Consider the following 24,168-nt stretch of genomic DNA (forward strand, 5'->3'; position numbering starts at 1 on the left):
AAAAATTTCCTTTTTGGAATGAATATGGTTACATTGTGGATAGTGACATAACAAATTTGGGGGAATTCACTTGTACGATCCGACAGTCTTTGAGAACTTAAAAGTCGCATTTGAAAACCAGGTGTATGATCTCGATACGATTGAGCGTGAAATAAGGATCATCGACCGATCGGACCTTATGGACTTTGCCGTCCTTGCCAGGAAGTTCGCTGTTCAATTTACGCTTTATGATCTAGAGGATGTTTCTGCAGAAATCATGTTGGAAGCAACATTACGTGATTTGGCGGATGAAATACTGGAAACGCCGGGCGGAAATCCAGGTTGTTCATTGACATTGCGCTTTCAAAAGCATGTCCGGGAAGCAGCTACGCAATGTCCGCGCATTGAAGAAGTACTGAGTGACATTTGGGAAAATGAAGTGCTCGTCATTCAAACGATGAGTTTCATATACGGCGATGATGAGTTCGGTTATTTGAACAATATTGAAGTGAAATTTCGGACCAAAATCAATGAGGAGAATATGCGGGAAATACCGGATTTTCTTCATAGTGTTCTTGACGCATTGCGTGTGCTGCAGACAATCTGAAAAAACTCTATTCCGATTCGGGGAATCGCTATATAATGAAGGACATATGGGTTATGCGCATTTGTGAGCGTTTATGAGTCGATTTTGCGATTTATGCGTGTTTGGAATTAATTTTAACGAAGGAATAGGTGTACAATATATGAGTTTATTGACAGTAAGTAATTTAAGTCATGGATTCGGGGATCGGGCGATCTTCGACGATGTGTCGTTCCGTTTATTGCAAGGCGAGCATATCGGGCTGATCGGTGCGAACGGGGAAGGGAAATCGACGTTCATGAACATCATCACCCGGAAGCTGGAGCCCGATGCGGGAACCGTCGCATGGGCGAAGCGGGTGCGCGTCGGTTATTTGGATCAGCATGTCGTGCTGCAGCAAGGGATGAGCATCCGTGATGTGCTGCGGACGGCGTTTCAATATTTGTATGATCTCGAAGCTGAGATGAATGCCTTGTTCGCGAAAATGGGCGAAGTCGATGCGGATGAGCTCGAGAAGCTGCTTGAAGAAACGGGCCAGATGCAGGACGAGCTGACGAACAAAGACTTTTACATCATTGATTCGAAAGTCGATGAAGTGGCGAACGGACTTGGTTTGGATGAATTCGGGCTGGAACGCGACGTCCATGATCTAAGCGGCGGTCAGCGGACGAAAGTGTTGCTTGGTAAATTGCTCCTAGAGAAGCCGGACATCCTCCTTCTCGACGAGCCGACGAACTATTTGGATGTTGAGCATATCGAATGGCTGCGCAATTATCTGCAGAACTACGATAATGCGTTCATCCTCATTTCGCATGATATCCCATTCTTGAATAGCGTCATTAACTTAATCTACCATATGGAAAACCAGCAAATTACGCGATATCCTGGCGATTACGATGAGTTTTTGCGTGTCCATGAAATGAAGAAGCAGCAATTAGAGGCAGCTTTTAAAAAGCAGCAGAAGGAAATCGCCAATTTGAAGGACTTTGTTGCGCGCAATAAAGCGAATGCCGCAACCAGCCGGATGGCGATGTCCCGCCAGAAGAAGCTGGATAAGATGGACATCATTGAACTCGATGCAGAAAAGCCGAAGCCTCAATTCGATTTCAAGCTCGCCCGTACGCCAGGCCGTTATTTATTCCAAACGAATGGTCTCGTCATCGGGTATGATGAACCGCTATCAAGGGAGCTCGATTTGACGATGGAGCGCGGGCAGAAGATTGCACTGTCCGGTGCGAACGGAATCGGGAAGACAACGCTTTTGCGGAGCATCCTTGGAGAAATTCCGTCACTTGCGGGGTCTGTTGAGCTAGGCGACCATCTTGAAATCGGCTATTTCGAGCAGGAGATGAAGACGGAATCGAACCGCACTTGCTTGGAAGAGGTATGGGATGAATTCCCCCATTTCACGCAGTATGAAGTGCGTGCCGCGTTGGCGCGATGCGGTTTGACGACGAAGCATATCGAGAGCAAAGTGAAAGTGCTGAGCGGGGGAGAACGGGCAAAAGTACGCCTCTGCAAGCTTATCAACCGTGAAACGAATTTGCTCGTACTCGATGAGCCGACGAACCACCTTGACGTCGATGCGAAAGCCGAGCTGAAGCGCGCATTGAAGGAATACAAGGGAAGCGTGTTGCTCATTTCCCACGAGCCTGATTTTTATGAAGGCGTCGTGACAGATGTATGGAATGGTGAAAACTGGACTACAAAAGTATTTTAATCAGTTGAAGGCACCCAGACGATGTTTGCATCGTCCGGGTGTTTTTTAAATGTAGCCGTTGATCCGTGACTTGTTTTCCTGATGGATTTCCTCTTTCAATCCTTCAATCGCTTCTTTGCGGCGATCATTACTTTCCTTGATGGAAGCGAGTTCTGCGCCTTCCGCCGTTTTCGCCGCTTCGTTTGCCGCTTCCATATTGCTGATCGTCTTTTTCAAACGGTCGACATTATCTGCAGAATCATTCGGTAATGGTCTAGGCATGGTCAAACCTCCTTCTTTAGAAATAGTCTTTCCGGATGGCGAATAAGTATGTATTAGCTCGTAATCTCGCGAACTAGAAAACTGTCATTTATAATACCCTTAATGGTATGCAGAATGGGGGAAACGTTAATGGAATTGGAGCAAGTTGTTCATTCGCCGGAAATGCAACGGAAACTGTATAAGCGTTCGTTATTTGTTGTCGTCATGTCTCAGATTTTTGGCGGTGCTGGACTTGCAGCCGGCATAACAGTCGGAGCGCTTATCGCAAAGGAGATGCTAGGAACTGCTAGCTTTGCGGGAGTCCCTGCAGCTTTATTCACGCTTGGATCTGCGCTTGCCGCTTTCTTGGTCGGCCGGATTTCCCAGCGGTTCGGTCGCCGATATGGCTTGTCGCTCGGCTTCATTGCCGGTGGAATTGGGGCAATTGGCGTTATACTTGCTGCAACATTGGACAATGTGTTTCTATTATTCATTTCATTATTCATTTATGGAGCGGGAACAGCGACAAACCTTCAAGCGCGATATGCTGGGACGGATTTGGCGAATGAAAAGCAGCGTGCGACAGCGATCAGTATCGCAATGGTGTCGACGACTTTAGGTGCTGTTGCAGGACCGAATTTGGTGACACCGATGGGCGAAGTTGCGCTTGTCCTCGGAATCCCCGCTTTAGCAGGTCCTTTCATTTTGGCGGCAGTCGCTTATTTATTCGCAGGTTTGACGTTCCTGATTTTTTTACGACCGGATCCGTTTCTAGTAGCAAAAGCAATTTCTGTTGAGTTAGCGAAAAATGTTCAGCAAAAGACGACAGATGCAGGGAGTCTATTGCAACAGAAAGTGAATCGAATAGGTGTGTTAGCCGGTGCAGCTGTGCTCATCTTGTCCCATTTCGTCATGGTCGCCGTCATGACGATGACGCCGGTCCATATGCAAAATCATGGAAGCGGTTTATCGGCCGTTGGAATGGTGATCGGTTTTCATATTGCCGCAATGTATTTACCGTCGCTCGGAACAGGAATATTGGTTGATAAATTAGGACGCACTTTCATGGTCGTCGCATCAGGAGTCACACTTTCCATTGCAGGATTGCTAGCGGCCTTTGACCCAGGAGAATCCTTCTTCTGGCTTGCATTTGCGCTTATATTGCTCGGACTCGGATGGAATTTTGGATTGATTAGCGGAACCGCGCTCATCATCGATTCGACGGATATGAAAACCCGTGCAAAGACGCAAGGATCAGTTGATGTATGGGTGGCGCTTTCCGGAACGGCAGGCAGCTTGCTTTCGGGCATCATCGTTGCCTATTCAAGCTACGCCATCTTAGGCTTTGTCGGCACTTATTTATCACTGCTTCTTATTCCGTTAATTATTTGGGTTCGTGTCAAAAGCAGAAGCCGGGAAGTCTTCGGGGTTTCGTGAAATTAGATGGCAGGTAGTCGGACGATTTATGAATCGTTTCGGTAGCCTGCCATCTTTTTTTCTGTCGACCCCCTCAAAATGACAATCGCTTTCGAATAACTAGTATGTCCGAACGAGGACAACAACTAAGATGAGGTGATGGATATGCAAAAAAAGTGGAGAAAAACAGGAGCGGCATTGCTTATCGCAGGATTGACAATTAGTGGGACAGGCTATGCACTAGCTGACGGAGGAAAGGTTACGGAAATTATCGACCTTAGCGAACTCAACAAAAACACAGTTGAGGAGAAAGAGGTAATCCCGGTCAGGGAAGTGCCAATCGACGAGACGACCGATGTCACTGTTCTAGAAACCGAGACGACGCAATCAGATGAAACGGATGGAACAACAGATCCTGTGAAAGAAGAAGGTAAGCAGGAATCCGATAAAGATGTACTTCCTGAAATTCCAGAAGGCTATACAGCAGGAAATCTTGCTGCCCTAGCAAAGGCGTATGAGCAAGCAGGAAATCCAACTGCAAAAGCGGCCATTAAACGTAATATGGAACGCTCCATTGCCAAATGGGAAAGTAAACAGCCTGTAGTGGAAACTCCTAAAGTGGAAGTTAAGGAAGAAGCGCCGGTAACTGAAGAAACGCCTAAAGTTGAAGAACCAGCTAAAGTTGAAGAACCGGTGAAAGATAAAGCACCAGTAAAAGAAGAGAAGCCTGCAAAAGTAAAAGAGAAAAACCCGCAAGCTGAATTGAATGCGAAACACAAAGAGCAAAAGGATGCTTTGAAAGCTGCTCAAAAAGCGGAACGCGAAGCATTGAAGGAAGAGCGTAAAGCTGCAAAAGAAGAAAGCAAAGCTGCTAAAGAACAGCAAAAGAAAGATAAAAAAGAGAAGAAAAACTAATTTACCAGAGTTTACTGCTTTCCATTTTCCATTGCTCCCAGTAGAATCATAGCAATCGGAATTGATGGAAACGGAGGGTTGTCAATGCTTTTGTCCATCATACAAGGGATTTTCAACAAGAAAAAGTCTGATACAGCATTGAATGAGCTTGTATGGAAGGCGAAGACAGGCGATGAGAAGGTCATGAACGATCTTCTCATCGCATTTACTCCGTTCATGAAAAAAACGGCTTCTTTCGTGTGCGATCGATTCATTGACGACAGCGACGAGGAATTCAGTGTGGCAATGGTCGGATTCCATGAAGCGGTTTTGAAATACAAGCCGGAAGAAAATGCGTCGTTGCAGACATTTGCGCATTTGATCATGAAGAGGCGGCTGATCGATCATATACGAAAAGAAGCTGTGAGGAATGCGAACATCCTTTTATCCATAGATGATGATGATGGTGAAAATGACCGTAATTACGCTTTCGATGAATCATCGATCTTCACGTATTCGGAAGAACAGCAGGCGAAGGAACGTCGGGAAGAGCTAGTAGAATATAGCAAATTGCTGCAAGGATTTGGCCTGTCATTCAATGAGCTTGCCGCAGTATCGCCGAAACATGCAGACTCCCGAAAGACTGCTTTTCAAATCGCACAAATCATCGCGGAGACTCCGGAGTTTACGATGCATCTTATGGAGAATAAAAGACTGCCAATGAAGCAGTTGGAAGATATCGTCGAAGTTTCAAGAAAAACAATTGAGAGGCATCGGAAATATATCATTGCGGTTACACTGCTGCTGAACAACGATTTTACATATATCAAGGAATACGTCAAAGGGGAACTCATATGATGCGGACATATAGAGGCGTTGTTTGCGAAAAGAAAAGTAAATATATGGTGTTCCTGACGGAGAAAGGTGAATTTCTACGCGGAGTTCCAGTCGGGAATCCGCCTGAAATTGGGGAAGAGGCTGAATTCACGCTCGTTGCCCCGTCTTTGATTACGGGAAGAAAGGCGAAGCCACGGTTCGTCGCGGCTGTCCTGGTCGCAGCGGCTCTTCTGTTTTTCTTTGTGTCGTCATTGGGTCCTTTGAATGAAAAAGTGATGGCGTATGTCCAATTGGATGCTGGAACAGCGATGGAGTTTGGCGTGAACCGGAAAGGGAATGTCATTTCCATGCGTTATTTGAATGAACCCCCGAATGAGCCTGACGTTCTGAACGGATGGGAAGGTCACCGTTTGCAAGATGTTCTGGACAAAGCCGTCCTTGGGTTATCCGATCCTGACAAAGAAGTTATGATTACGACAATCTACCCGACACGTGAAAGCGAGAAGGACACGCGTCATATGATTGGGGATGCTGTGCAGGAAGTCCGTGTGAAACATGAAGAATTGAACTTGGATATGGTTGAAAGCACGCCAGCAGAAAGAAAATTGGCGAACAAGAAAAAAATGTCGATTCATCAATTCAAATCGACCAGGAATGAAAAGAAGCCGGTTAGTGAGGAGAATCCGTCCGAAGAAAAACCGGAACAAAAGCAAAAAGAGGCATTGCCAAAGCCGAAGAAGGAAATCGTTCCCCCGGGACAAATGAAAAAGCAAGATCCACCAGCAGAGAAAAAGGACAAGAAGCAGAACGAGAAAAGAAGTGAGAAGGTGCCGCCTCATGCAGACAAAAAAGGGCCACCGCCTCATTCTTCATCGAACAACAAGCATAATCAAGGTCCGCCGGGAAAACAAAAAGAACATCCTTCCAAAGAAAAGAAACATAATCCGCATAATAACAAATGAGGCTGCTACAAAAATGTAGCAGCCTCTCTTTTTTTAGTTTCTAACTGGGCAAGCGCCCAAAGCGAGCCGTTCCGCGCCCAAAAGTGGGCAACAACCGCTTAAACTTCCTTCAATATCGCATCCACCGTCGATTCGACTTCCGCACGGTTCATCTTCTCCTGGCCGCCATGCAATGAGCCGATCGTCCGCTTTGCTAGCGCAAGTGGGATTTTGCAGAACGTCAAAATGTTTCGATTCGAAATCGACTCGATATACGCATCAGCCTTTTTCAAATTCAACTCTGCATACTCGAACAGATCTTGCCTGTCCCAACCGTCAGGCAGGAAACGGACGCCGCGCTCCGCATCCTCGTCCTGATTGCGCAGCATGTTGACTGCCTGCAGTCCGCGGCCATACCCGATCGCCAAGTCACGATCCGTCTTTGTGCCGTCGAACTGTTCCCAAATATCGGACAGCATCACACCAACGAGACCCGCGACATAGTATGTATAGTCGTCTAAATCCTCTTTCGTACGGATGACGAAATTCTTGCCGACCCACTTTGCCATGCCGTCCGCCATGATGCTCGTCGACTCTTTCACTTTGGCGACGATGCCTGCAGGACATACAGCGAGCCAATCGCCAAGGCGCAATGTCACTTCAGGCAAAAGATTTTCATATGGCTTCACAAGCGCCCGATACGCGGCGACGTCAAAAAAGTCGTTTTGCAGCAGCTTGCTCGTTGCCTGCAATAAATGCTGCTTGCTTTCCGGGTGCAATTCCTCATGATCTTCTATTTCATCTATCGCACGCATGCATAAATAAGCGGAGCCAACCGTTTTCCGCAACGTAGGGTTCAGTAGTTTAATCGGTATATAGAAGGTTCTGCTCGTCAGCTTCAAAACGTGCATCGCTTCTTTTTGCAATTTCGCTTCGTTCATAATGGGGGTCCTCCTTCAGTTCTTGAAGCAGTTCTTATTGAATATCATACACTATTCCATGATGCAGTTGCCAACCCTATCGTTGTGGAATTAATAAAAAAAGAGAAACTTTTTCAAATTACCTATTGACAATGAATAATTGGAAATGGTATCCTCAGGAAGTAAGTTATTCTAACAATAGAGGAGGTACGGAAAATGAAAAAAGCAATTGCATTTAACAACAACTTCATACTTGATCCGTGCCTATCCAATCTCTCTTTCTAATTGTAGACCGAGGAATGGCATGGATTGCCGTTCTTTTATATGAGCACACGCTTATGCAAAAGGCGTGTGCTTTTTTGCGTCTTCTTACGAAAGAAAATTCGGTGTTTTCACGCTTCGCGTGTAACATAAAAAATAATGAAAAGGAGTGTTTTCGATGATTAATGTAAGACAGCAACGGAAAGTATTGAAGGTGGAGTCTCTGGAAAGTGGATAGTGCTCGGTCCGCAAGAGAATTGATTCAACTATAAAATAAAGGAGGAAAAGCAGAATGATTATTCAAAGCGTAGGACATGAACAAAATGAACGAAAAAATACTAAAAAATTGATGGAGTGGGAATCTCCAAAATGGATCGATGGGTATGGCGGCACACTAGGTGAATGCCGATTGTAATCTCGTTTTCAGGTTCCTCTCCAAGAGGAGAATATATATGTATACAATTGATAGAGAAGTTATTCAACGACAAATGGACGATATGCGTCAGGAAATCGAACAATTCCGCTTGGAGCAAAAAGCGCTCAAGCGTAGACGGAAAGAGCGGAAAGGCGTTCCTTTCTGGACAATTTTCTTCAGCTTCTCCAACTAATCAAAAGAACGTTCCCCAAAATAAATAGGGGAGCGTTCTTTTCATTTGAGCATATTTTTTTAAAAAGTATCTTGAATGTGAGATAATGTGAATCGTCAAGAAAAAAGCCGCTAGCTTAACACTGGAATTCATACGTTTCAGTACTGAGGGGATGCTAGTATAAATCGAAACTAAAAAGGAGTACAACATAATGACAATCAAGGTAAAAGCGATTATAGGTAGTAATAGCCCGACTTCATTCAACTTGAAATTGGTTGAGTACTTACGGAAAAAATATGCGGACAAGCTTGAGATCACGCCTGTTTTCATTAATAATGTCGATATGTTTTCCGTTGAACGGGAGAGCAATCAGCCTGAAGACGTCAAGGATTTCTTGGATAATGTGAGGGATTCAGACGCAATTCTATTTGCAGTCCCTGAATACAATTTCTCCATTCCGGGCGTATTGAAAAATGCAGTTGACTGGCTATCACGAAGCAACTTCGCAATCAAAGACAAGCCTGCATTCATGATCGGTTCTTCAATGGGCGTGTTGGGAAGCGTACGCGCGCAGATGCATCTACGTGAAATCCTGACAAATCCGATGCTTTCCCCTGCATTGTTGCCGAACAATGAAGTATACATCGGGTCAGTCCATGAGAAGATGGATGAAAATGGCCAACTGACAGACCAAGCGACTATCGACTTCCTTGATAAGGTCGTAAAAAACTTCATCGCGTTTTATTCGCAAAGAAAAGCTTTAGCTGAAATAAAATAATAATAAAAGAAGGCCGCCTCGTTCACCGAGGCGGCCTTCTTTTGCTTTATACTTTTTATGGAATGATGGCAAATGATCTTACCGGAAAGCCTGATGCTTTTTCCGGTTTTGCAACAATATTGAAAATGATGGCTCCTTTAGCAGGCAGCTTATCCAGATTAGCCATCAATTCAATCTGATACGTGTCTTGGTCTAAGACATAATATTCTCCTTCCAACTTTCCTTTCCTGCGGAAGTCAATGGACGAATCGGTGTCGTATGTTTCATGGCCGACTGCTTTTACACCCCGCTCTTCGAAAAGGAATTTCAATGCGTCCAATCCCCAGCCGGGAATTCGGTTGTTTCCTCCCTCGTCTTTATTGTTAAACGCCTCGTGATCAGGCCAACGCTTACTCCAATCGGTGCGCAATGCAACGAATGTTCCTTCTTCGATTTTACCGTGATCCGCTTCGAAATCCAGGATGTCCTGGATGCCGAAAGTGAAATCATTGTCGGCTTCGGCTTCTTTCGATTTATCGATGACGATTAGCGGGAGGACTAGCTCCTGCAGCTCTAGCTCATCCAAATACCGTGAGTCGCGGACGAAGTGGATGGGTGCATCGATATGCGTGCCATACTGCCCTGGGAATGAAAACTTCTGTGCAAAGAAGCCATCATCATGCGTGAAAAGCGTCTCGAAATTGGCGTCGTCAAACATGAAAAAATGGGGCGAGTCAGGGCCGAATGTATGCGTCAAATCCACCCATTCCTTGCTTTTTAACAATTGAAGTGCTGCCTGTAGTTCATTTGCCGTTTCAACTGGCATCTTAATCACTCTCTTTCCTTATTATAAATTTTGCCCAACAGCCGTCGTCTCTGCAGCGGTGGCAATGGCCTGCTTCAAATCGGCAATTAAATCCGCAGCCTCTTCCAATCCGACCGAGAAGCGCAACAGTCGTCTATCGACACCGCGCCGTTCACGCTCTTCCTCGGGAATGTCCGCATGGGTTTGCGTCGTCGGATACGTGATCAAACTTTCCACGCCCCCTAGACTTTCCGCGAACGTGATGAGCTTCAGGTTTTGCAACAGCGGATCGACCCATTCGCTTTCACGCACTCTGAACGAGATCATGCCGCCTTTTCCTGCATAAAGGACGTCATCGACAAGCGGTTCATTTTCCAAATAGGAGACAAGCTCCTTCGCATTGGCGTCGTGCTGTTTCATCCGCACATGCAATGTTTTCAACCCGCGGATGACGAGCCAGGAATCAAAGGGGGAAAGCGTTGCGCCGATCGCATTATGGTTTTCGCCTAGACGGTTGCACAACTCTTCTCCTTTTGCGACGACGAGTCCGGCAAGCACATCATTATGGCCGCCGATGTATTTCGTCGCGCTATGGATGACGATATCCGCCCCGAGCTCGATCGGTCGTTGGTAATACGGCGTCAAAAACGTATTGTCGACGATGACGAGTAAGTCGTGCTTTCTCGCAAGCTCAACATATTGTTCGATATCGATTTCAAGCATAAGTGGGTTCGTCGGTGTTTCGATAAAAATCGCTTTCGTGTTTTCAGTGATCAATTTTTCCGTTTCCTTGATATCCGCAAAAGACGAATATGAAGTCCGGATGTTATACAGGTCAGCGTATTGGTCAAACAAGCGGAACGTACCGCCGTAAAGGTCATCGGGAGCAATCAGTTCATCTCCCGATCTGAATAGGGACATGACGAGTTGGATCGCCGCCATGCCCGAGCTACACGCATATCCGCGGTCGCCGTTTTCGAGATTGGCGATGCCTTCTTCGAGGATCGTCCGGGTCGGGTTTTTTGTCCGAATATAGTCGTAGCCTGTGGAAAGGCCCAATCCGTCATGCTTATAGGCTGTCGAGAAATGAAGGGGAGGATTGACCGCCCCTGTTCTCGGATCGCTCTGATTTCCTAGTTGTACCAATTTCGTGTTAATGCTCTGCTTTGTCAATTTGCCCATCTCCTTTACTCTATTAAAAAAGAGGCCTCTCCAATAAGAAGAGGGCCTCCAACTGTTGTTGAAATCAATCTTCTTATCTTCAAGGCGTTTTTGCACCTTTTGGAATTAGCACCATACCAATAGCGGGCTGGTTGCTGAGACTTCATCGGGCCAATCCCTCCGTCTCTCGTGATAAGAATCAAAATATGTAATTGTTAGAAAAATGATTTATCTAAAGTTATCATGCTTCCTGTGAGATTGCAAGAAGTTTCGGAAATGAATGTCCGGGACCATTTGCTATAATGGGGGCATGTTGAATGATGAGGAGGATTTCCATTGGCTTGGCTATATGTTTTATTAGCAGCGATCGTCGAGATCTTCTGGGTGATCGGACTTCGGTATTCCGATTCGGCACTCGAATGGGCAGGGACAGTCGTTGCAATTATTATCAGTTTCTATGCAATTATAAAAGCTTGCGAGACATTGCCATCCGGGACGGTATACGCCGTGTTCACCGGTTCCGGAGCGGCGGCGATCGTCCTCATCGATTTTCTGTTTTTCCATGCCGAGTTTTCCATCGCCAAGGTGATCTTCATCGCGATTATCATCATCGGCGTCATCGGGATCAAAATGACGACGGTGGAATCAGAAACGCTGGAAGGAGGCGATTGAGATGGCGTGGATGTATTTGGTCATCGCGAGTTTCGGGGAGATTTTCGGCGTCATGGCCATCAATCTTTATTTGCAGAAAAGATCATGGCCACGCCTGTTGCTGATTGTCGGAACGTTTTCGGTCGGTTTTCTATTTCTGTCTCTCGCAATGCGCGATATTCCGATGGGGACGGCATATGCTATTTGGACCGGACTCGGTGCGGCAGGCGCAGTTCTCATGGGCATTCTGTTTTTCAAGGAAGCGGCCGGTTGGAAACGGATGTTATTCCTCTGTTTGATCATCGGAGGGGCGGTCGGCTTGAAAGTGTTTGGATAAAGGGGGGAGCGCCATGGGGAAGCAATATGATTTTACGGAAGGGCCGCTTGCGAAGCAGCTGATCTTCTATTCGGCTCCGATTATTTTGACGAATTTATTGCAAGTGTCGTATCAATTCATCGACAGCCTATGGGTCGGGAATCTTATCGGCGCCGATGCACTTGGTGCGGTCGCGATTTCGGGCACGGTTGTTTTCACAATCCTTTCATTCGTCATCGGGTTGAACAACGCGGCGCTCACAATCCTGTCCCAGCAAAAGGGAAGGGGAAGCGAGACGGGCTTGCGCAATTATTTGAACGCGTTCGTCGTTTTGCTGACAATCATGTCCGTTGTGCTCAGCGTAGCGGGATTCTTCTTGGCGAAGCCGATCTTGGCATTGCTTGGGACGCCTGATACGATGATTGACATGGCGACATCTTATTTGCGTGTGAACTTTTTCGGTATCCTGTTCCTGTTCGGATACAATTTCATCAACACGGTGTTCCGGTCTGTCGGCGATTCGAAGACGCCGATCTATTTCGTATTGACGGCTGTCCTATTAAACACGGTGCTTGATCCGATTTTCATTGCCGTCTTCGGCTGGGGCGTGCAAGGGGCTGCGGTTGCGACAATCGTCTCCCAAGGCGTTGCATTTACGACAGGCGCCATTTATTCAGTCCGTAAGAAATTGGTGCCGTTTTCGAAACCGCATTCGCCGTCGAAACGGGAAGTGCTTGATATTTTGAAATTGGGCATTCCTGCGGGTTTGCAAATGAGTGTCATTTCGGCGGGCGTCATGGCAATTATGAGTGTCGTCGCTTCTTTCGGTCCTGCGGTTGTTGCAGGATATGGAGCTGCGCAACGGCTTGATAGCCTGATCATGTTGCCGGCGCAGGCGATCGGAACGGCAGTGAACAGTATGGCGGGGCAAAATATCGGGGCGGGGAAATGGCATCGCGTCCACCGGATTACGCTGGTCGGCTTTCTCTATAATCTAGGCATCATGTTCGCCATTGCCGGGATTGTCGTCGCTTTTGCGGGTGCCGGCATTCGGCTATTCATATCAGACGCGGAAGCCGTCCGTTTCGGAACGGACTATTTGAAGATGATTGCATTTTTCTATCCTTTTCTAGGCATCAATTTCGTATTGAACGGGGCTGTCCGTGCGTCGGGAGCAATGTTCCAAGTGCTTGTCCTCAATATCATCTCGTTTTGGATCTTGCGCTATCCTGTCACATACTTCCTGTCAGGCGTAATGGGAGAGAAGGGGATTGCCGTCGGGATCGGCGTCAGTTTTGTCATTAGCAGCATCATCGCTTTCCTCTATTACCGGTTCGGTAAGTGGAAGCAAGCCGAGGTTTTCGGGAAATGAAGCAATGGATGCTTATGTTATTTCACGTCGAAATAAGGGTAAATAGTGTATACTATAACTATCAGAAGAATGCGGAAGAAGGAGATTTGGCATGAGTTCGAAATATGCAGATGACAGTTTGGCATTACATACAGATCTTTATCAAATCAACATGATGGAATCCTATTGGGCGGATGGCATCCATAAACGGAAAGCGGTATTTGAGCTGTACTTCAGAAGCTTGCCGTTCGGGAATGGCTACGCGATTTTTGCGGGGCTTGAGCGGATCCTCGATTACTTGAGGGATTTCCATTTCAGTGAGAGCGACCTGACCTATTTACGTGAGGAGCTCGGCTATGAGGAAGATTTCCTCGACTATTTGAAAGACGTCCGTTTCACGGGCGATGTTTATTCAATGAAGGAAGGGGAACTTGTATTTGCAAACGAACCGATCCTCCGTGTGGAATCTACATTGGCAGAAGCCCAGCTCATCGAAACGGCGCTCCTGAATATCGTCAACTTCCAGACGCTCATCGCGACAAAGGCGAGCCGCATCAAGCAAGTCGTCAAAGATGAAGTCGTCATGGAGTTCGGCAGCAGACGCGCGCATGAAATGGATGCGGCAGTTTGGGGGGCGCGTGCGGCGGTCATCGGAGGCGTGGAAGCGACGAGCAATGTCCGGGCAGGCAAACGCTTCGGCATTCCGGTAGCGGGGACGCATGCCCATTCACTCGTGCAAGCGTATCGGAGCGAATACGAAGCATTCCATTCGTACGCAAAACGTCATAAGGACTGCGTATTCTTAGTCGATACGTACAATACGCTAAAAATTGGGGTTCCTACGGCGATTCAAGTTGCGAAAGAGCTCGGCGATAAAATCAATTTCATCGGCATCCGCCTCGACAGCGGCGACATCGCATTCCTTTCGAAGGAAGCGCGGAAAATGCTGGACGCGGCTGGATTCCACGATGCGAAAATCGTCGTTTCGAATGATTTGGACGAGTACACGATTTTGAACTTGAAAGCGCAAGGCGCGAAGGTCGATTCATGGGGAATCGGCACGAAGCTGATCACTGCGTACGATCAGCCGGCTCTCGGCGCTGTCTATAAAATCGTCGCGATTGAAAATGAAAAAGGCGAAATGGAAGATACGATCAAAATTTCATCCAACGTCGAGAAAGTGACGACGCCAGGCCAGAAGAAGCTCTATCGGATCATCGACAGGGAAAATGGTAAGGCGGAAGGCGATTACATCACGATGCATGACGAAGACCCAGCAGCCGAAAAACGGATTAAAATGTTCCACCCTGTGCATACATTCATCTCCAAATTCGTCACGAATTTCGATGCCGTGAACTTGCATACGAAAGTGGTCGAAGCCGGAAACGTGATTTACAAAAATCCTACATTGAATGAAATGCGGGAATTCGCGCATGACAATTTGGATTTATTATGGGATGAATATAAACGGTCCTTGAATCCGGAAGAATATCCGGTCGACTTGAGCCAGAAATGTTGGGACAATAAAATGCGCAATATCCGTGAAGTGCAGGACAAAGTGGATGAGTTTTCAATGAGATGAGGAGGTACGGAAAATGACTTTCCAACAACAGGTCATTGCAGAGCTGAAAAGCATGCCGTCCATTGACCCGCAGGAGGAAATCCGTAAATCGATTGATTTCATGAAGGAATATGCAGTGAAAAATACATTCGTCAACGGCTTCGTCCTCGGCATATCGGGCGGACAGGATTCATCGCTTGTCGGAAGGCTTGCGCAGATGGCGGTCGATGAGCTGAATGAAGAGAACGGGACGGACCGATATAAATTTATCGCCGTCAGACTTCCATACGGGAAGCAATTCGATGAAGGCGATGCGCAGGACGCCCTTGATTTCATCAAGCCATCCCTGCTCTATACCGTCGACATCAAAGGCGCGGTCGATGCGAGCGAAAAGGCGTTGGCAAAGGCGGGCATCGTCATTTCCGATTACACGAAAGGAAATGAAAAGGCGAGGGAACGGATGAAAGTCCAATACGCCATCGCTGCAATGCATAGCTGTGTCGTTCTCGGGACCGACCACGCGGCGGAGGCGTTGACCGGCTTCTATACGAAATTCGGCGATGGCGCAGCCGACCTCATGCCGATCTATCGGTTGAATAAAAGGCAAGGCCGCCAGCTCATGAAAGAGCTTGGATCCCCGGTACATTTGTACGAAAAGGTGCCGACAGCAGATCTCGAGGATGATAAACCTGCGCTGCCCGACGAAGTTGCGCTTGGCGTCACGTATGACGAAATCGATGACTTCCTGGAAGGGAAGCAAGTTTCGGACAAGGCGCTTGAAACGATTGAAAAGCATTATACGAGATCGGCGCATAAGCGTCATATGCCGATCACGATCTTCGACGATTTTTGGAAATGAATATGAACTCGCTATCGAATTAAATTCGGTGGCGGGTTTTTTTATGTGATAACTAGTCATACGAATTTTTCATGTTGTTGTAGAAAGTCGATTTATAAGTTATTATGAAGTTACATTTTGTAAATTTTCGGACATGTTATTGTAAAATATTGGGCATGTTATAAAGAGAAGCTGGAATGGGAGGAAAAAGAATGTCATATGCACAAGTTATCGACAAAGTTCTTGGGAATATAGAGAAGGTGATGATCGGCAAACGGGATATTGCGGAGCTGAGCCTGACTGCCTTGCTAGCGGGCGGACATGTCCTGCTTGAGGACGTTCCTGGCGTCGGGAAAACAATGATGGTGAAAGCGCTCGCTAAGTCAATTGGCGCCTCCTTCAAACGTATCCAGTTCACCCCGGATTTATTGCCATCTGACGTCCTGGGCGTCTCGATTTACAATCCGCGGGAAATGGAATTCGAATTCAGACCGGGACCGATTGTCGGAAACATCGTCCTGGCGGATGAAATCAACCGGACATCCCCGAAGACGCAAGCCGCCTTACTCGAAAGCATGGAGGAATCATCCGTGACGGTGGATGGGGAGACGATCCGGATCCCGCAGCCGTTTTTCGTCATGGCGACGCAGAACCCGATTGAATACGAAGGGACGTATCCGTTGCCGGAAGCACAATTGGACCGGTTCCTTTTCAAGCTGAAGATGGGCTATCCAAATCGCGGCGAAGAGATCGAAGTGCTATCGCGCGCTGAAAAATCGGTGCCGATCGATCATCTCGAAACCGTCCTCACGATCCAGGAATTGGCGGAGCTGCAAGAAGCGGTGAAAGAAGTGAATGTCGATCATACGATCAAAACGTATATCGTCGATTGTGCATCGGAAACGCGCAAAAATCCGCACGTCTATCTCGGCGTCAGCCCGCGTGGATCGCTTGCGCTCATGAAATCATGCCAGGCGTATGCGCTAATTAAAGGCCGGACATTCGTGAAGCCGGATGACGTGAAGTACTTGGCTCCATTCGTGTTCGGCCATCGGATGATCCTCCGTTCGGAAGCGAAGTACGAAGGGATCACCGCGAATGAAATCGTCGAACGGATCCTCACACGAGTGAGTGTGCCGATCGATCGGGTCGGATTGAAATGAGAAAAGGGAAAGAATTGCTTTCGGTGACAGGCCGCTTCGTTTTCATCGTCGGCCTTTTCTTTTCCGTCTATGTCTTCGCGATGTTCCAAGGCGGCAAAGTAAGTTGGACGATCTTTTATATGCTGACGCCCTTCCTCTTGTATTCAATCGCTCTATTTGCCTATCCGATGAATAATATAAAAGCCGAGCGCATCATCCGGACGAAAACAATCGAGAGCGGTGGGAAACTTGCCGTTACGGTGAGGCTTACGCGAACAGTCCCATTCCCACTGCTCTATACCGTCGCGATTGAAAAATGGGCGGATCCTGCGATGGCCAAAAGCGCGAAAGATCGTACGAAGCATATTTTCCTATTCGGCTTCAAAAAAACTGTGGAATTTTCATATGAAATCGATAAGCTTCCGAGAGGGGAGCATATTGTGGAAGGCGTCGAAATGGAAGTTTCCGATTTTTTCGGATGGATCCAAAAACGCGTAATTCTAGAGTTGAAGGATGCTATTCTTGTTTATCCGAATACGACTTCCATCAAATATGTACCGATCAATGCCCAATATGATCGCGGATCCCTCATGTCACCGTTTTCGCTCGTCAAAGATACGACGATGGCGACAGGCGTACGGGACTACCAATCCGGAGACCGGGTTACGTGGATCCATTGGAAGTCATTCGCCCGTACACAAAACTTGATGACGAAGGAATTCGAAGATCGGCAATCGGAGGATATTATCGTTCTGCTTGACGGCAGGGAAGCGGAGCTGTTCGAAGAGAAGGTTGAACTTGCGGCTTCCATTGTCGAGGAAGCTACAAACCATCAGGCGAATATGGCTTTCGTTTCTGCAGGGGCGGAGACGGTCGCTTTTCCATTCATCCATTCAGCGGACCAGCTGCATGATGTATTTGTTCATTTGGCTAAAATAAGGCCGGTCAGGGCAGAAGAAGTGCAACCGTCATCGTCCACATTTCCAATGGTTTCAGGCAGCGTCGTCCTCGTGACGGCAGAACCCGATTGGACATTCATCCAATCGATGATGGCCCTCGTGAATAACACGAAATCGGTCATCTGTTTCGTGCTTGTTGATGGGGAAAGTGCTATGCCACTGCAGCTTCAGGAGCAAATCAGGTATGCAAAAGCAAAAGGGATTATCATTCATGCATTAAGCAGAAAGCAATTCTCGCAAGCCTTTAAGGAGGTGGCCAGCTAATGACTAAAGGAAGGACGGATATACGTTTCCTTATCCTCATGTATGCGCTTGCCTTCATCCTGCTCTGGGAATGGCTGTTGCCCGTCATTGAATTGACTGATACGGAATATATAAGTGTCTTTCTTTATTTCGTCGCAATTTCCTTCCTTTTCGGATTGCTGAGGATGAGATGGTGGCTCTCCATTCCGTTGAAGATCATTTATCTTTTTTGGTCGCTTCATTACGTATTTTTCCAAACTGCCATTCTTTCGAGAGAAACCGTTTCTTTGTTAATCAATGATCTACTGTCGAATTTCGGCATTATCGCGGCTTGGAATTGGGAGGTCATTACGAACCCGTTTCGGACGGTTCTTTTCTTTGTCCTGTTATGGATGACGATCTACTTGATCCGCCATTGGATCGAGGTCCGGAAAAGCATTCTCCTTTTCTACGCCATGACGGTTGTCTTTATCGCCGTTTTAGATACATTCAGCTCCTATTCGGCGGAAGGCGCGATTTTCAGAATCATGGTATCGGGGCTTTTATTAATCGGACTGTTGACGATTTCCAGAATTTCCGACAGGCATGGACGGAAAATGGGGACGGGAATGTTCGCCGCTTTTTCACTCCCTTTATTATTCGCGGTCGTTTGCAGCAGTGCATTCGCGAGCTTCATGCCTGATCGGGGTCCTGTCTGGGCAGACCCTATTCCTTTCTTGAAGTCCATAGTACATGGGGAAGGGATTGGAAGCGGCAGCTCCGTTGCGAAAAGCGGATATGATACGGATGATACAAGGCTCGGAGGCGCGTTCTCCCAAGATGGAACAGTCGTTTTCAGAGCAACAGTTCCCAAGAAGCAATATTGGAAAATCGAAACGAAAAACACGTATACGTCAAAAGGATGGGAACAGCAAGTAGTTGAAAACCCTCCGGTCACTTATATCCCGGGTTCTACGTTGGTAGAGGATAGTGAGTATTTAGAAAGCGACGATGTGCTGCATGCTGAAATTGCGATCAAAGAGCCATTGCCTTATCTAGTCTATCCGTATGGAACATCCAAAATCCATGCAAGGACAGACGTTTTACTGAAAAATCAGGAGGAAACCGGCCAGTTTTGGGCGATGAAGGATGGAGAAGAGACGGATCTGGAATCATTCAGCATCGACCTGATCGAGAAAAATTACAGCTTGAAGGCGCTTCGTGAAACGTCGATGGAAGACTACGCGCTCGAAAACGAGGATTTCTCCGAATTCTTGCAGCTGCCAGGGCAATTGCCGGACCGTGTCCGTGAATTGGCACTCACGATTACCGGGAAAGAGGAGAGCGTTTACGAAAAGGCGAAGTCGATCGAACGCTATTTCGCGAGGAACGGATTCATGTATGATCAGCAGAACGTTGCGGTGCCGAAAGGGAATGAAGATTATGTCGATCAATTCCTCTTCGATACAAAACGCGGCTATTGCGATAACTTTTCAACGTCCATGGTCGTCATGCTGCGTGCTTCCGATATACCCGCACGCTGGGTGAAAGGTTTCGCGCCGGGCGAAGGGAAGGCGAACTCAAGGGGCAAGATGGAATATAAAGTGACGAACAATGAAGCGCATTCCTGGGTGGAAGCTTATATTCCGGGATTCGGATGGATGCCTTTCGAGCCGACGATCGGATTTTCGAATATGACGGGCATCGAATATGACCTCGAATTTGATATGAGCGATCCGGAAGCGCCCGAGATGCAAGAACGCGAGAGACCGGATGTCGACCGTACAGAAACCCCAGTTAAGAAGGATGAAGATAACAGCTTTATCGCCTTTTTTAAAAAGATGGATAAATTCCTGCAGGAAAATGCATGGGTCGGAGTTGTCGGGATTGGGCTCATTTTATTCATTGCATGGAATGTGTATAAGCACCGAGGGAAATGGATCCCTAAACTGCTCATCAACACGTACCGGAAAAGGAAAGCGGACTGGGATATATATACGAAGCAATATAAGAGCCTATTGAAACAGCTGGACCGGTTCGGATTTAAACGGACGGACAGCATGACGTTATCCGAATATGCGAAAACGGTCGATCGCCACTTCGGCGGACACCGGATGGGGATGCTCACCGAGGCGTACGAACGCGGCTTGTATGGCGGATATACAAGTCATGACGATTGGGTAGGTTTGCAGGAAATATGGGAAGATTTAATCAATAGGTCTTCCTGTTGATTTTTGAATGTCTGAGGCGTAAGATTGAAAAAAAGAACAACCGATATGCCCTCATATAAATCCGATAATATGGTTCGGACGTTTCTACCAGGCCACCGTGAATGGCTTGTCTATGAAGGCAGGACAGCTCTATATGTCTGTTTCTGCCTGCAGTGGAACGTTGAGACGCGTGGAAAGTAGACTTTCTGACGCGTCTTTCCTGATTAGAGGCAACGGAAACTAATTGAAAGAGGTGGATCAATTGTCGACGGCTCCTTTATTGATCGAACAGGAAAAGATTGTAGTACTGAATTATGGTAATGCATATAACCAACTGATCACACGCACAATCCGTCAGTTGGGGGTTTACAGTGAATTGCATCCGCATACGGTTACAGCGGAGGAAATCAAGAACATGCAGGCAGTCGGAGTCATCCTTTCCGGCGGATCGAAGGAAGTCGATTTCGGAATCGATGCAGGCATCTTCGATCTTGGCATCCCAGTACTCGGAATTTCCTCAGGTGCAGAACTGATCGCCAAGCAATTCGGCGGGAAAACGGAAGTGGCGAAAGATGAGGAAGTTCAGGAAGTTAACTTCACCCCTGCTTCAAAGCTGTTTTCCGGACTTGCGGCAAAACATTCCGTCTTAATGGGCAAAGGGAATGCGGTATCTGAGTTGCCATCAGGCTTTTCAGCGATCGCGACAGGCCCGGATGGCGGATCGGTCGCTTTTGCGAATGAAGAAAAACACCTTTACGGCATCCTTTTCCATCCGGAAGCCCCACAAACCGTTGAAGGCAAAGAAATTCTGAGCCAATTCGTATTTGCAGTTTGCGGCGCACAGAAAAGCTGGACGATGGAAAGATTCATCGACATCGAAGTCGAGAAGATCCGTTCGCAAGTCGGCGATCGAAAAGTCCTTTGCGCACTGAGCGGCGGCGTCGATTCATCCGTCGTTGCGACATTGATCCACCGTGCAATCGGTGACCAGCTCACTTGCATTTTCGTCGACCACGGCCTTCTTCGTAAAGGCGAAGTGGAAAGCGTCGTCGACACATTCAGCAATAAATTCCATATGAACTTCATTAAAGTCGATGCTCGCAAGCGATTCTTGGACAAGCTGAAAGGCGTCACGGATCCGGAAGAAAAGCGGAAAGTAATCGGCAATGAATTCATTTACGTCTTCGATGAGGAATCCGCAAAGCTCGAAGGAATCGACTTCCTCGCGCAAGGTACAATCTACGCAGACATCATCGAAAGTGGAACGGCGACGGATGAAGTGATCAAGTCCCACCATAACGTCGGCGGACTGCCTGAGGATATGGAGTTCGAATTGATCGAGCCGTTGAAGGCATTGTTCAAAGACGAAGTACGGGCAGTAGGGGCAGAGCTTGGTTTGCCTGCAGACATCGTGCATCGTCAGCCATTCCCTGGACCGGGCCTTGGCGTTCGGGTGCTTGGGGAAATTACGGAAGAGAAGCTTGAAATCGTCCGTGAAGCTGACTGGATCCTGCGTGACGAAATCGCGAAAGCGGGACTCGATCGGGAAATTTGGCAATACTTCGCAATCCTGCCGGACATCCGTAGCGTCGGGAAGAGAAATGAGAAACGCTCGTACGACCATGCAATCGGCATTCGCGCTGTCCATTCGGTGGACGGCATGACGGCGGATTGGGCGCGCATCCCTTGGGACGTGCTTGAAACGATCAGCACACGCATCACATCAGAAGTTGACCAAGTGAACCGCGTCGTTTACGATATTACCGCTAAACCACCAGGCACAATCGAGTGGGAATAACAAATTGAATAACTGCATCGTATATCTTTGGGGATATGGCCCAAAAGTTTCTACCGGAACGCCGTAAATGTTCTGACTACGATGATTGAATTAAAGCGGAACTCGTTTTAATTTGGTTGTCATGGGGAAGTATACGTGTAACTATCGTATACTTCCTTTTTTTGTTTTTGATTATCAAATTGGATTTCCGGCCTGTAGACACTGGACTTGCGATTCATACTAAAATTACATAAAAGGACGGTTATCATGAAGAAATACTTTGAGTTTGATAAACTTGGAACGAATTACCGTAGGGAAATCATCGGCGGTCTTACGACTTTCCTAGCGATGGCATATATTTTGGCGGTCAACCCGATCATGCTTTCACTTGAAGCTGTTCCCGACCTGCCTGAAGCACTGCGTATGGATAAAGGCGCCGTTTTTGTCGCGACAGCACTTGCTGCAGCAGTCGGCTCCCTATTTATGGGACTGATTGCAAAATACCCGATCGGACTTGCACCGGGAATGGGATTGAACGCATTCTTTGCCTTTACAGTTGTATTAACATACGGAATTCCATGGCAAGTAGGATTGACTGGGGTTCTATTTTCTGGACTTATTTTCATCATCCTTTCCTTATCTGGATTACGCGAAATGATCATTAATGCAATTCCTGCTCAATTGAAGTACGCCGTTGGAGCGGGGATCGGTTTATTCATCACTTTCCTTGGACTTCAAAACGCCGACATCATTGTAGGAGATCCGAATACACTTGTTGCGCTCGGGGATTTATCCGCGGGCCCTACGTTGCTTGCCATTTTCGGATTAGTCGTTACGGTGATCATGATGGTGAGGAAAGTCAATGGCGCCATCTTCTATGGAATGATTTTGACTACCATTGTAGGTATGATTGTTAAACTTATTGAAGTGCCAACAAAAATCGTCGACAAGGTTCCGGATGTTTCCCCGACTTTCGGAGCTGCTTTTGATGTGATTTTCCATGATCCGATGTCTTTGATGACAACCCAATTCCTTGTCATTGTCATCACGTTCTTATTTGTCGACTTCTTCGATACAGCAGGAACGCTTGTTGCAGTTGCGACTCAAGCAGGATTAATGAAAGAAGACAAACTTCCGCGTGCAGGAAGAGCGTTGCTTGCAGATTCAATGGCTACAGTAACCGGAGCGGTTTTCGGCACATCAACGACAACATCTTATGTTGAGTCATCTGCGGGTGTCGCTGCAGGTGCACGAACAGGATTTGCTTCCATTGTAACCGGAGTGCTTTTCCTCTTGGCTTTGTTCTTCTCGCCATTATTATTCATCATTACACCAGCAGTGACAGCGCCAGCTCTAATTATTGTCGGTGTTCTCATGGTATCGGCTCTTGGAAATATTGAATGGACTAAATTTGAAATTGCGATTCCTGCATTTTTCGTCATTATCTTCATGCCATTGTCCTACAGCATCGCAACGGGTATCGCCATCGGCTTCATCTTCTACCCAATCACTATGCTGTTAAGTGGCAGACGTAAAGAAATCCATCCGATCATGTATGCGATGTTTATTATCTTTATTCTTTATTTCATCTTTATTAAATGAAGTAAGTGATAATAGAAAGACTTTGAGCGGCCCTTATAATAGGGCCGTTCATTTTTATATGTATACTATTAATTGAATAAGAAAAAGATCCGCTGGTGAAATGAACATTGTAAATGAAACTGCTGGCAGCATTGATGCGATGGGCTTCTCTATGGAGAAAACAAAGAACGAAAAAATTATCCGGTAAAACTGTTGACACTTTAAATATCATTTGATATAGTAGTAAAGCAGTCGGGAGAACGACATAAACCGACAGCGTAAGACATGAACCTTGAAAACTGAACAGCAAAACGTCAACAAATAAAGTTCTGGAGCCGACCCCGTCGGTGAAAAGAACAAACGAATCTTCGGATTCAAAATTGACATCTTAAATGATGCCAGCAAGAAACTCGAGCTATTCGAATTTCTCTATTATGGAGAGTTTGATCCTGGCTCAGG

General features: G+C 46.9%; 23 protein-coding genes and 3 riboswitches. Of the genes, 19 read left to right on the forward strand and 4 right to left on the reverse strand.

The genetic code is table 11. The annotated features are described in order from the left end of the window. Nucleotides 1-70 precede the first annotated feature (70 nt). Entirely contained in the window at nt 71-586 is a 516-nt protein-coding gene (locus ACFPTP_RS06470) for a hypothetical protein (protein ID WP_381443080.1), read from the forward strand. 139 nt (nt 587-725) lie between these two features. After that, entirely contained in the window at nt 726-2,282 is a 1,557-nt protein-coding gene (locus tag ACFPTP_RS06475; RefSeq protein ID WP_381443082.1) for an ABC-F family ATP-binding cassette domain-containing protein, read from the forward strand. Nucleotides 2,283-2,327: 45 nt separating this feature from the next. On the opposite strand, the gene ACFPTP_RS06480 is transcribed toward ACFPTP_RS06475, so the two are convergent. Beyond that, nucleotides 2,328-2,543 (reverse strand): small, acid-soluble spore protein tlp, encoded by a 216-nt coding sequence (locus tag ACFPTP_RS06480; RefSeq protein WP_381443083.1) that lies wholly within the window; start codon nt 2,541-2,543, stop codon nt 2,328-2,330. Nucleotides 2,544-2,672: 129 nt separating this feature from the next. Here ACFPTP_RS06480 and ACFPTP_RS06485 point away from each other — a divergent pair, with 129 nt between their 5' ends. The 4 genes from ACFPTP_RS06485 to ACFPTP_RS06500 all read left to right on the forward strand — a co-directional run bounded on the left by ACFPTP_RS06485 (nt 2,673) and on the right by ACFPTP_RS06500 (nt 6,631). After that, complete coding sequence (locus ACFPTP_RS06485; protein ID WP_381443084.1) at nt 2,673-3,959, forward strand: MFS transporter; 1,287 nt, start codon at nt 2,673-2,675, stop codon at nt 3,957-3,959. Between the two features lie 144 nt (nt 3,960-4,103). Then, nucleotides 4,104-4,853 (forward strand): hypothetical protein, encoded by a 750-nt coding sequence (locus ACFPTP_RS06490; RefSeq protein ID WP_381443085.1) that lies wholly within the window; start codon nt 4,104-4,106, stop codon nt 4,851-4,853. An 84-nt stretch (nt 4,854-4,937) separates the two neighbouring features. Beyond that, a complete protein-coding gene (gene sigI, locus ACFPTP_RS06495) occupies nt 4,938-5,690 on the forward strand; it encodes an RNA polymerase sigma-I factor (protein WP_381443087.1) in 753 nt (250 codons plus the stop codon). After that, the gene (locus ACFPTP_RS06500; protein WP_381443088.1) at nt 5,687-6,631 is read left to right on the forward strand and encodes an anti-sigma factor domain-containing protein; all 945 of its coding nucleotides are present in this window, start codon (nt 5,687-5,689) and stop codon (nt 6,629-6,631) included. Before sigI ends, ACFPTP_RS06500 begins: the two co-directional genes overlap by 4 nt. Before the next feature lie 98 nt (nt 6,632-6,729). Here the strand turns inward: ACFPTP_RS06500 and ACFPTP_RS06505 are convergent, their stop codons facing one another. After that, nucleotides 6,730-7,554, reverse strand: a complete 825-nt coding sequence (locus ACFPTP_RS06505) for a squalene/phytoene synthase family protein (RefSeq protein ID WP_381443124.1) — start codon at nt 7,552-7,554, stop codon at nt 6,730-6,732. Between the two features lie 529 nt (nt 7,555-8,083). Between ACFPTP_RS06505 and ACFPTP_RS06510 the strand changes: the two genes are divergently transcribed. The 3 genes from ACFPTP_RS06510 (at nt 8,084) to ACFPTP_RS06520 (ending at nt 9,156) form a co-directional block, all read left to right on the forward strand. After that, on the forward strand, nt 8,084-8,206 hold the full coding sequence (locus tag ACFPTP_RS06510) for a hypothetical protein (RefSeq protein ID WP_381443090.1): 123 nt from the start codon (nt 8,084-8,086) through the stop codon (nt 8,204-8,206). A gap of 37 nt (nt 8,207-8,243) precedes the next feature. Next, a complete protein-coding gene (locus tag ACFPTP_RS06515) occupies nt 8,244-8,399 on the forward strand; it encodes a hypothetical protein (RefSeq protein WP_381443091.1) in 156 nt (51 codons plus the stop codon). Nucleotides 8,400-8,589: 190 nt separating this feature from the next. After that, nucleotides 8,590-9,156: an NADPH-dependent FMN reductase gene (locus ACFPTP_RS06520; protein WP_381443093.1), complete on the forward strand. Its 567-nt coding sequence runs from the start codon at nt 8,590-8,592 to the stop codon at nt 9,154-9,156. 55 nt (nt 9,157-9,211) lie between these two features. On the opposite strand, the gene ACFPTP_RS06525 is transcribed toward ACFPTP_RS06520, so the two are convergent. Together ACFPTP_RS06525 and ACFPTP_RS06530 are read right to left on the reverse strand one after the other, a co-directional pair. Further along, nucleotides 9,212-9,961 (reverse strand): cyclase family protein, encoded by a 750-nt coding sequence (locus tag ACFPTP_RS06525; RefSeq protein ID WP_381443094.1) that lies wholly within the window; start codon nt 9,959-9,961, stop codon nt 9,212-9,214. A 21-nt stretch (nt 9,962-9,982) separates the two neighbouring features. Then, nucleotides 9,983-11,113 (reverse strand): methionine biosynthesis PLP-dependent protein, encoded by a 1,131-nt coding sequence (locus tag ACFPTP_RS06530; RefSeq protein WP_381443096.1) that lies wholly within the window; start codon nt 11,111-11,113, stop codon nt 9,983-9,985. A gap of 79 nt (nt 11,114-11,192) precedes the next feature. After that, nucleotides 11,193-11,300: riboswitch (SAM riboswitch) on the reverse strand. Nucleotides 11,301-11,437: 137 nt separating this feature from the next. Between ACFPTP_RS06530 and ACFPTP_RS06535 the strand changes: the two genes are divergently transcribed. The 10 genes from ACFPTP_RS06535 (at nt 11,438) to ACFPTP_RS06580 (ending at nt 23,730) form a co-directional block, all read left to right on the forward strand. Beyond that, entirely contained in the window at nt 11,438-11,773 is a 336-nt protein-coding gene (locus ACFPTP_RS06535) for a DMT family transporter (protein WP_381443097.1), read from the forward strand. Nucleotide 11,774: 1 nt separating this feature from the next. Next, nucleotides 11,775-12,089 (forward strand): DMT family transporter, encoded by a 315-nt coding sequence (locus ACFPTP_RS06540; RefSeq protein WP_381443098.1) that lies wholly within the window; start codon nt 11,775-11,777, stop codon nt 12,087-12,089. Between the two features lie 13 nt (nt 12,090-12,102). After that, nucleotides 12,103-13,440, forward strand: coding sequence for an MATE family efflux transporter (locus ACFPTP_RS06545; protein ID WP_381443099.1), 1,338 nt, complete (start codon nt 12,103-12,105; stop codon nt 13,438-13,440). Between the two features lie 91 nt (nt 13,441-13,531). Further along, a complete protein-coding gene (locus ACFPTP_RS06550) occupies nt 13,532-15,001 on the forward strand; it encodes a nicotinate phosphoribosyltransferase (RefSeq protein WP_381443101.1) in 1,470 nt (489 codons plus the stop codon). Between the two features lie 13 nt (nt 15,002-15,014). Beyond that, on the forward strand, nt 15,015-15,839 hold the full coding sequence (nadE, locus tag ACFPTP_RS06555; RefSeq protein WP_381443103.1) for an ammonia-dependent NAD(+) synthetase: 825 nt from the start codon (nt 15,015-15,017) through the stop codon (nt 15,837-15,839). A gap of 191 nt (nt 15,840-16,030) precedes the next feature. Continuing rightward, a complete protein-coding gene (locus ACFPTP_RS06560; protein WP_381443104.1) occupies nt 16,031-16,981 on the forward strand; it encodes an AAA family ATPase in 951 nt (316 codons plus the stop codon). Further along, nucleotides 16,978-18,183, forward strand: coding sequence for a DUF58 domain-containing protein (locus ACFPTP_RS06565; protein ID WP_381443106.1), 1,206 nt, complete (start codon nt 16,978-16,980; stop codon nt 18,181-18,183). Before ACFPTP_RS06560 ends, ACFPTP_RS06565 begins: the two co-directional genes overlap by 4 nt. Further along, a complete protein-coding gene (locus tag ACFPTP_RS06570; protein ID WP_381443107.1) occupies nt 18,183-20,372 on the forward strand; it encodes a transglutaminase TgpA family protein in 2,190 nt (729 codons plus the stop codon). The genes ACFPTP_RS06565 and ACFPTP_RS06570 overlap by 1 nt, the downstream gene beginning before the upstream one ends. A gap of 31 nt (nt 20,373-20,403) precedes the next feature. Further along, nucleotides 20,404-20,505, forward strand: a riboswitch (purine riboswitch). A gap of 108 nt (nt 20,506-20,613) precedes the next feature. Next, nucleotides 20,614-22,149, forward strand: coding sequence for a glutamine-hydrolyzing GMP synthase (gene guaA / locus ACFPTP_RS06575; RefSeq protein WP_381443108.1), 1,536 nt, complete (start codon nt 20,614-20,616; stop codon nt 22,147-22,149). After that, nucleotides 22,147-22,248, forward strand: a riboswitch (purine riboswitch). It overlaps the preceding gene by 3 nt. Nucleotides 22,249-22,395: 147 nt before the next feature. Then, entirely contained in the window at nt 22,396-23,730 is a 1,335-nt protein-coding gene (locus ACFPTP_RS06580; RefSeq protein WP_381443110.1) for an NCS2 family permease, read from the forward strand. The last annotated feature ends 438 nt before the right edge of the window (nt 23,731-24,168 follow it).

Origin of the sequence: Sporosarcina koreensis (assembly GCF_042655825.1) — a bacterium.
Taxonomy (GTDB): Bacteria; Bacillota; Bacilli; order Bacillales_A; family Planococcaceae; genus Sporosarcina; species Sporosarcina koreensis.

Bases quoted from the DNA above. Each gene is read 5' to 3' on its own strand.
- ACFPTP_RS06475 (WP_381443082.1), top strand. From the start codon at position 726: ATGAGTTTATTGACAGTAAGTAATTTAAGTCATGGATTCGGGGATCGG.
- ACFPTP_RS06480 (WP_381443083.1), bottom strand. From the start codon at position 2,543: ATGCCTAGACCATTACCGAATGATTCTGCAGATAATGTCGACCGTTTG.
- ACFPTP_RS06485 (WP_381443084.1), top strand. From the start codon at position 2,673: ATGGAATTGGAGCAAGTTGTTCATTCGCCGGAAATGCAACGGAAACTG.
- ACFPTP_RS06490 (WP_381443085.1), top strand. From the start codon at position 4,104: ATGCAAAAAAAGTGGAGAAAAACAGGAGCGGCATTGCTTATCGCAGGA.
- sigI (WP_381443087.1), top strand. From the start codon at position 4,938: ATGCTTTTGTCCATCATACAAGGGATTTTCAACAAGAAAAAGTCTGAT.
- ACFPTP_RS06500 (WP_381443088.1), top strand. From the start codon at position 5,687: ATGATGCGGACATATAGAGGCGTTGTTTGCGAAAAGAAAAGTAAATAT.
- ACFPTP_RS06510 (WP_381443090.1), top strand. From the start codon at position 8,084: ATGATTATTCAAAGCGTAGGACATGAACAAAATGAACGAAAAAATACT.
- ACFPTP_RS06515 (WP_381443091.1), top strand. From the start codon at position 8,244: ATGTATACAATTGATAGAGAAGTTATTCAACGACAAATGGACGATATG.
- ACFPTP_RS06520 (WP_381443093.1), top strand. From the start codon at position 8,590: ATGACAATCAAGGTAAAAGCGATTATAGGTAGTAATAGCCCGACTTCA.
- ACFPTP_RS06525 (WP_381443094.1), bottom strand. From the start codon at position 9,961: ATGCCAGTTGAAACGGCAAATGAACTACAGGCAGCACTTCAATTGTTA.
- ACFPTP_RS06540 (WP_381443098.1), top strand. From the start codon at position 11,775: ATGGCGTGGATGTATTTGGTCATCGCGAGTTTCGGGGAGATTTTCGGC.
- ACFPTP_RS06545 (WP_381443099.1), top strand. From the start codon at position 12,103: ATGGGGAAGCAATATGATTTTACGGAAGGGCCGCTTGCGAAGCAGCTG.
- ACFPTP_RS06550 (WP_381443101.1), top strand. From the start codon at position 13,532: ATGAGTTCGAAATATGCAGATGACAGTTTGGCATTACATACAGATCTT.
- nadE (WP_381443103.1), top strand. From the start codon at position 15,015: ATGACTTTCCAACAACAGGTCATTGCAGAGCTGAAAAGCATGCCGTCC.
- ACFPTP_RS06560 (WP_381443104.1), top strand. From the start codon at position 16,031: ATGTCATATGCACAAGTTATCGACAAAGTTCTTGGGAATATAGAGAAG.
- ACFPTP_RS06565 (WP_381443106.1), top strand. From the start codon at position 16,978: ATGAGAAAAGGGAAAGAATTGCTTTCGGTGACAGGCCGCTTCGTTTTC.
- ACFPTP_RS06570 (WP_381443107.1), top strand. From the start codon at position 18,183: ATGACTAAAGGAAGGACGGATATACGTTTCCTTATCCTCATGTATGCG.
- ACFPTP_RS06580 (WP_381443110.1), top strand. From the start codon at position 22,396: ATGAAGAAATACTTTGAGTTTGATAAACTTGGAACGAATTACCGTAGG.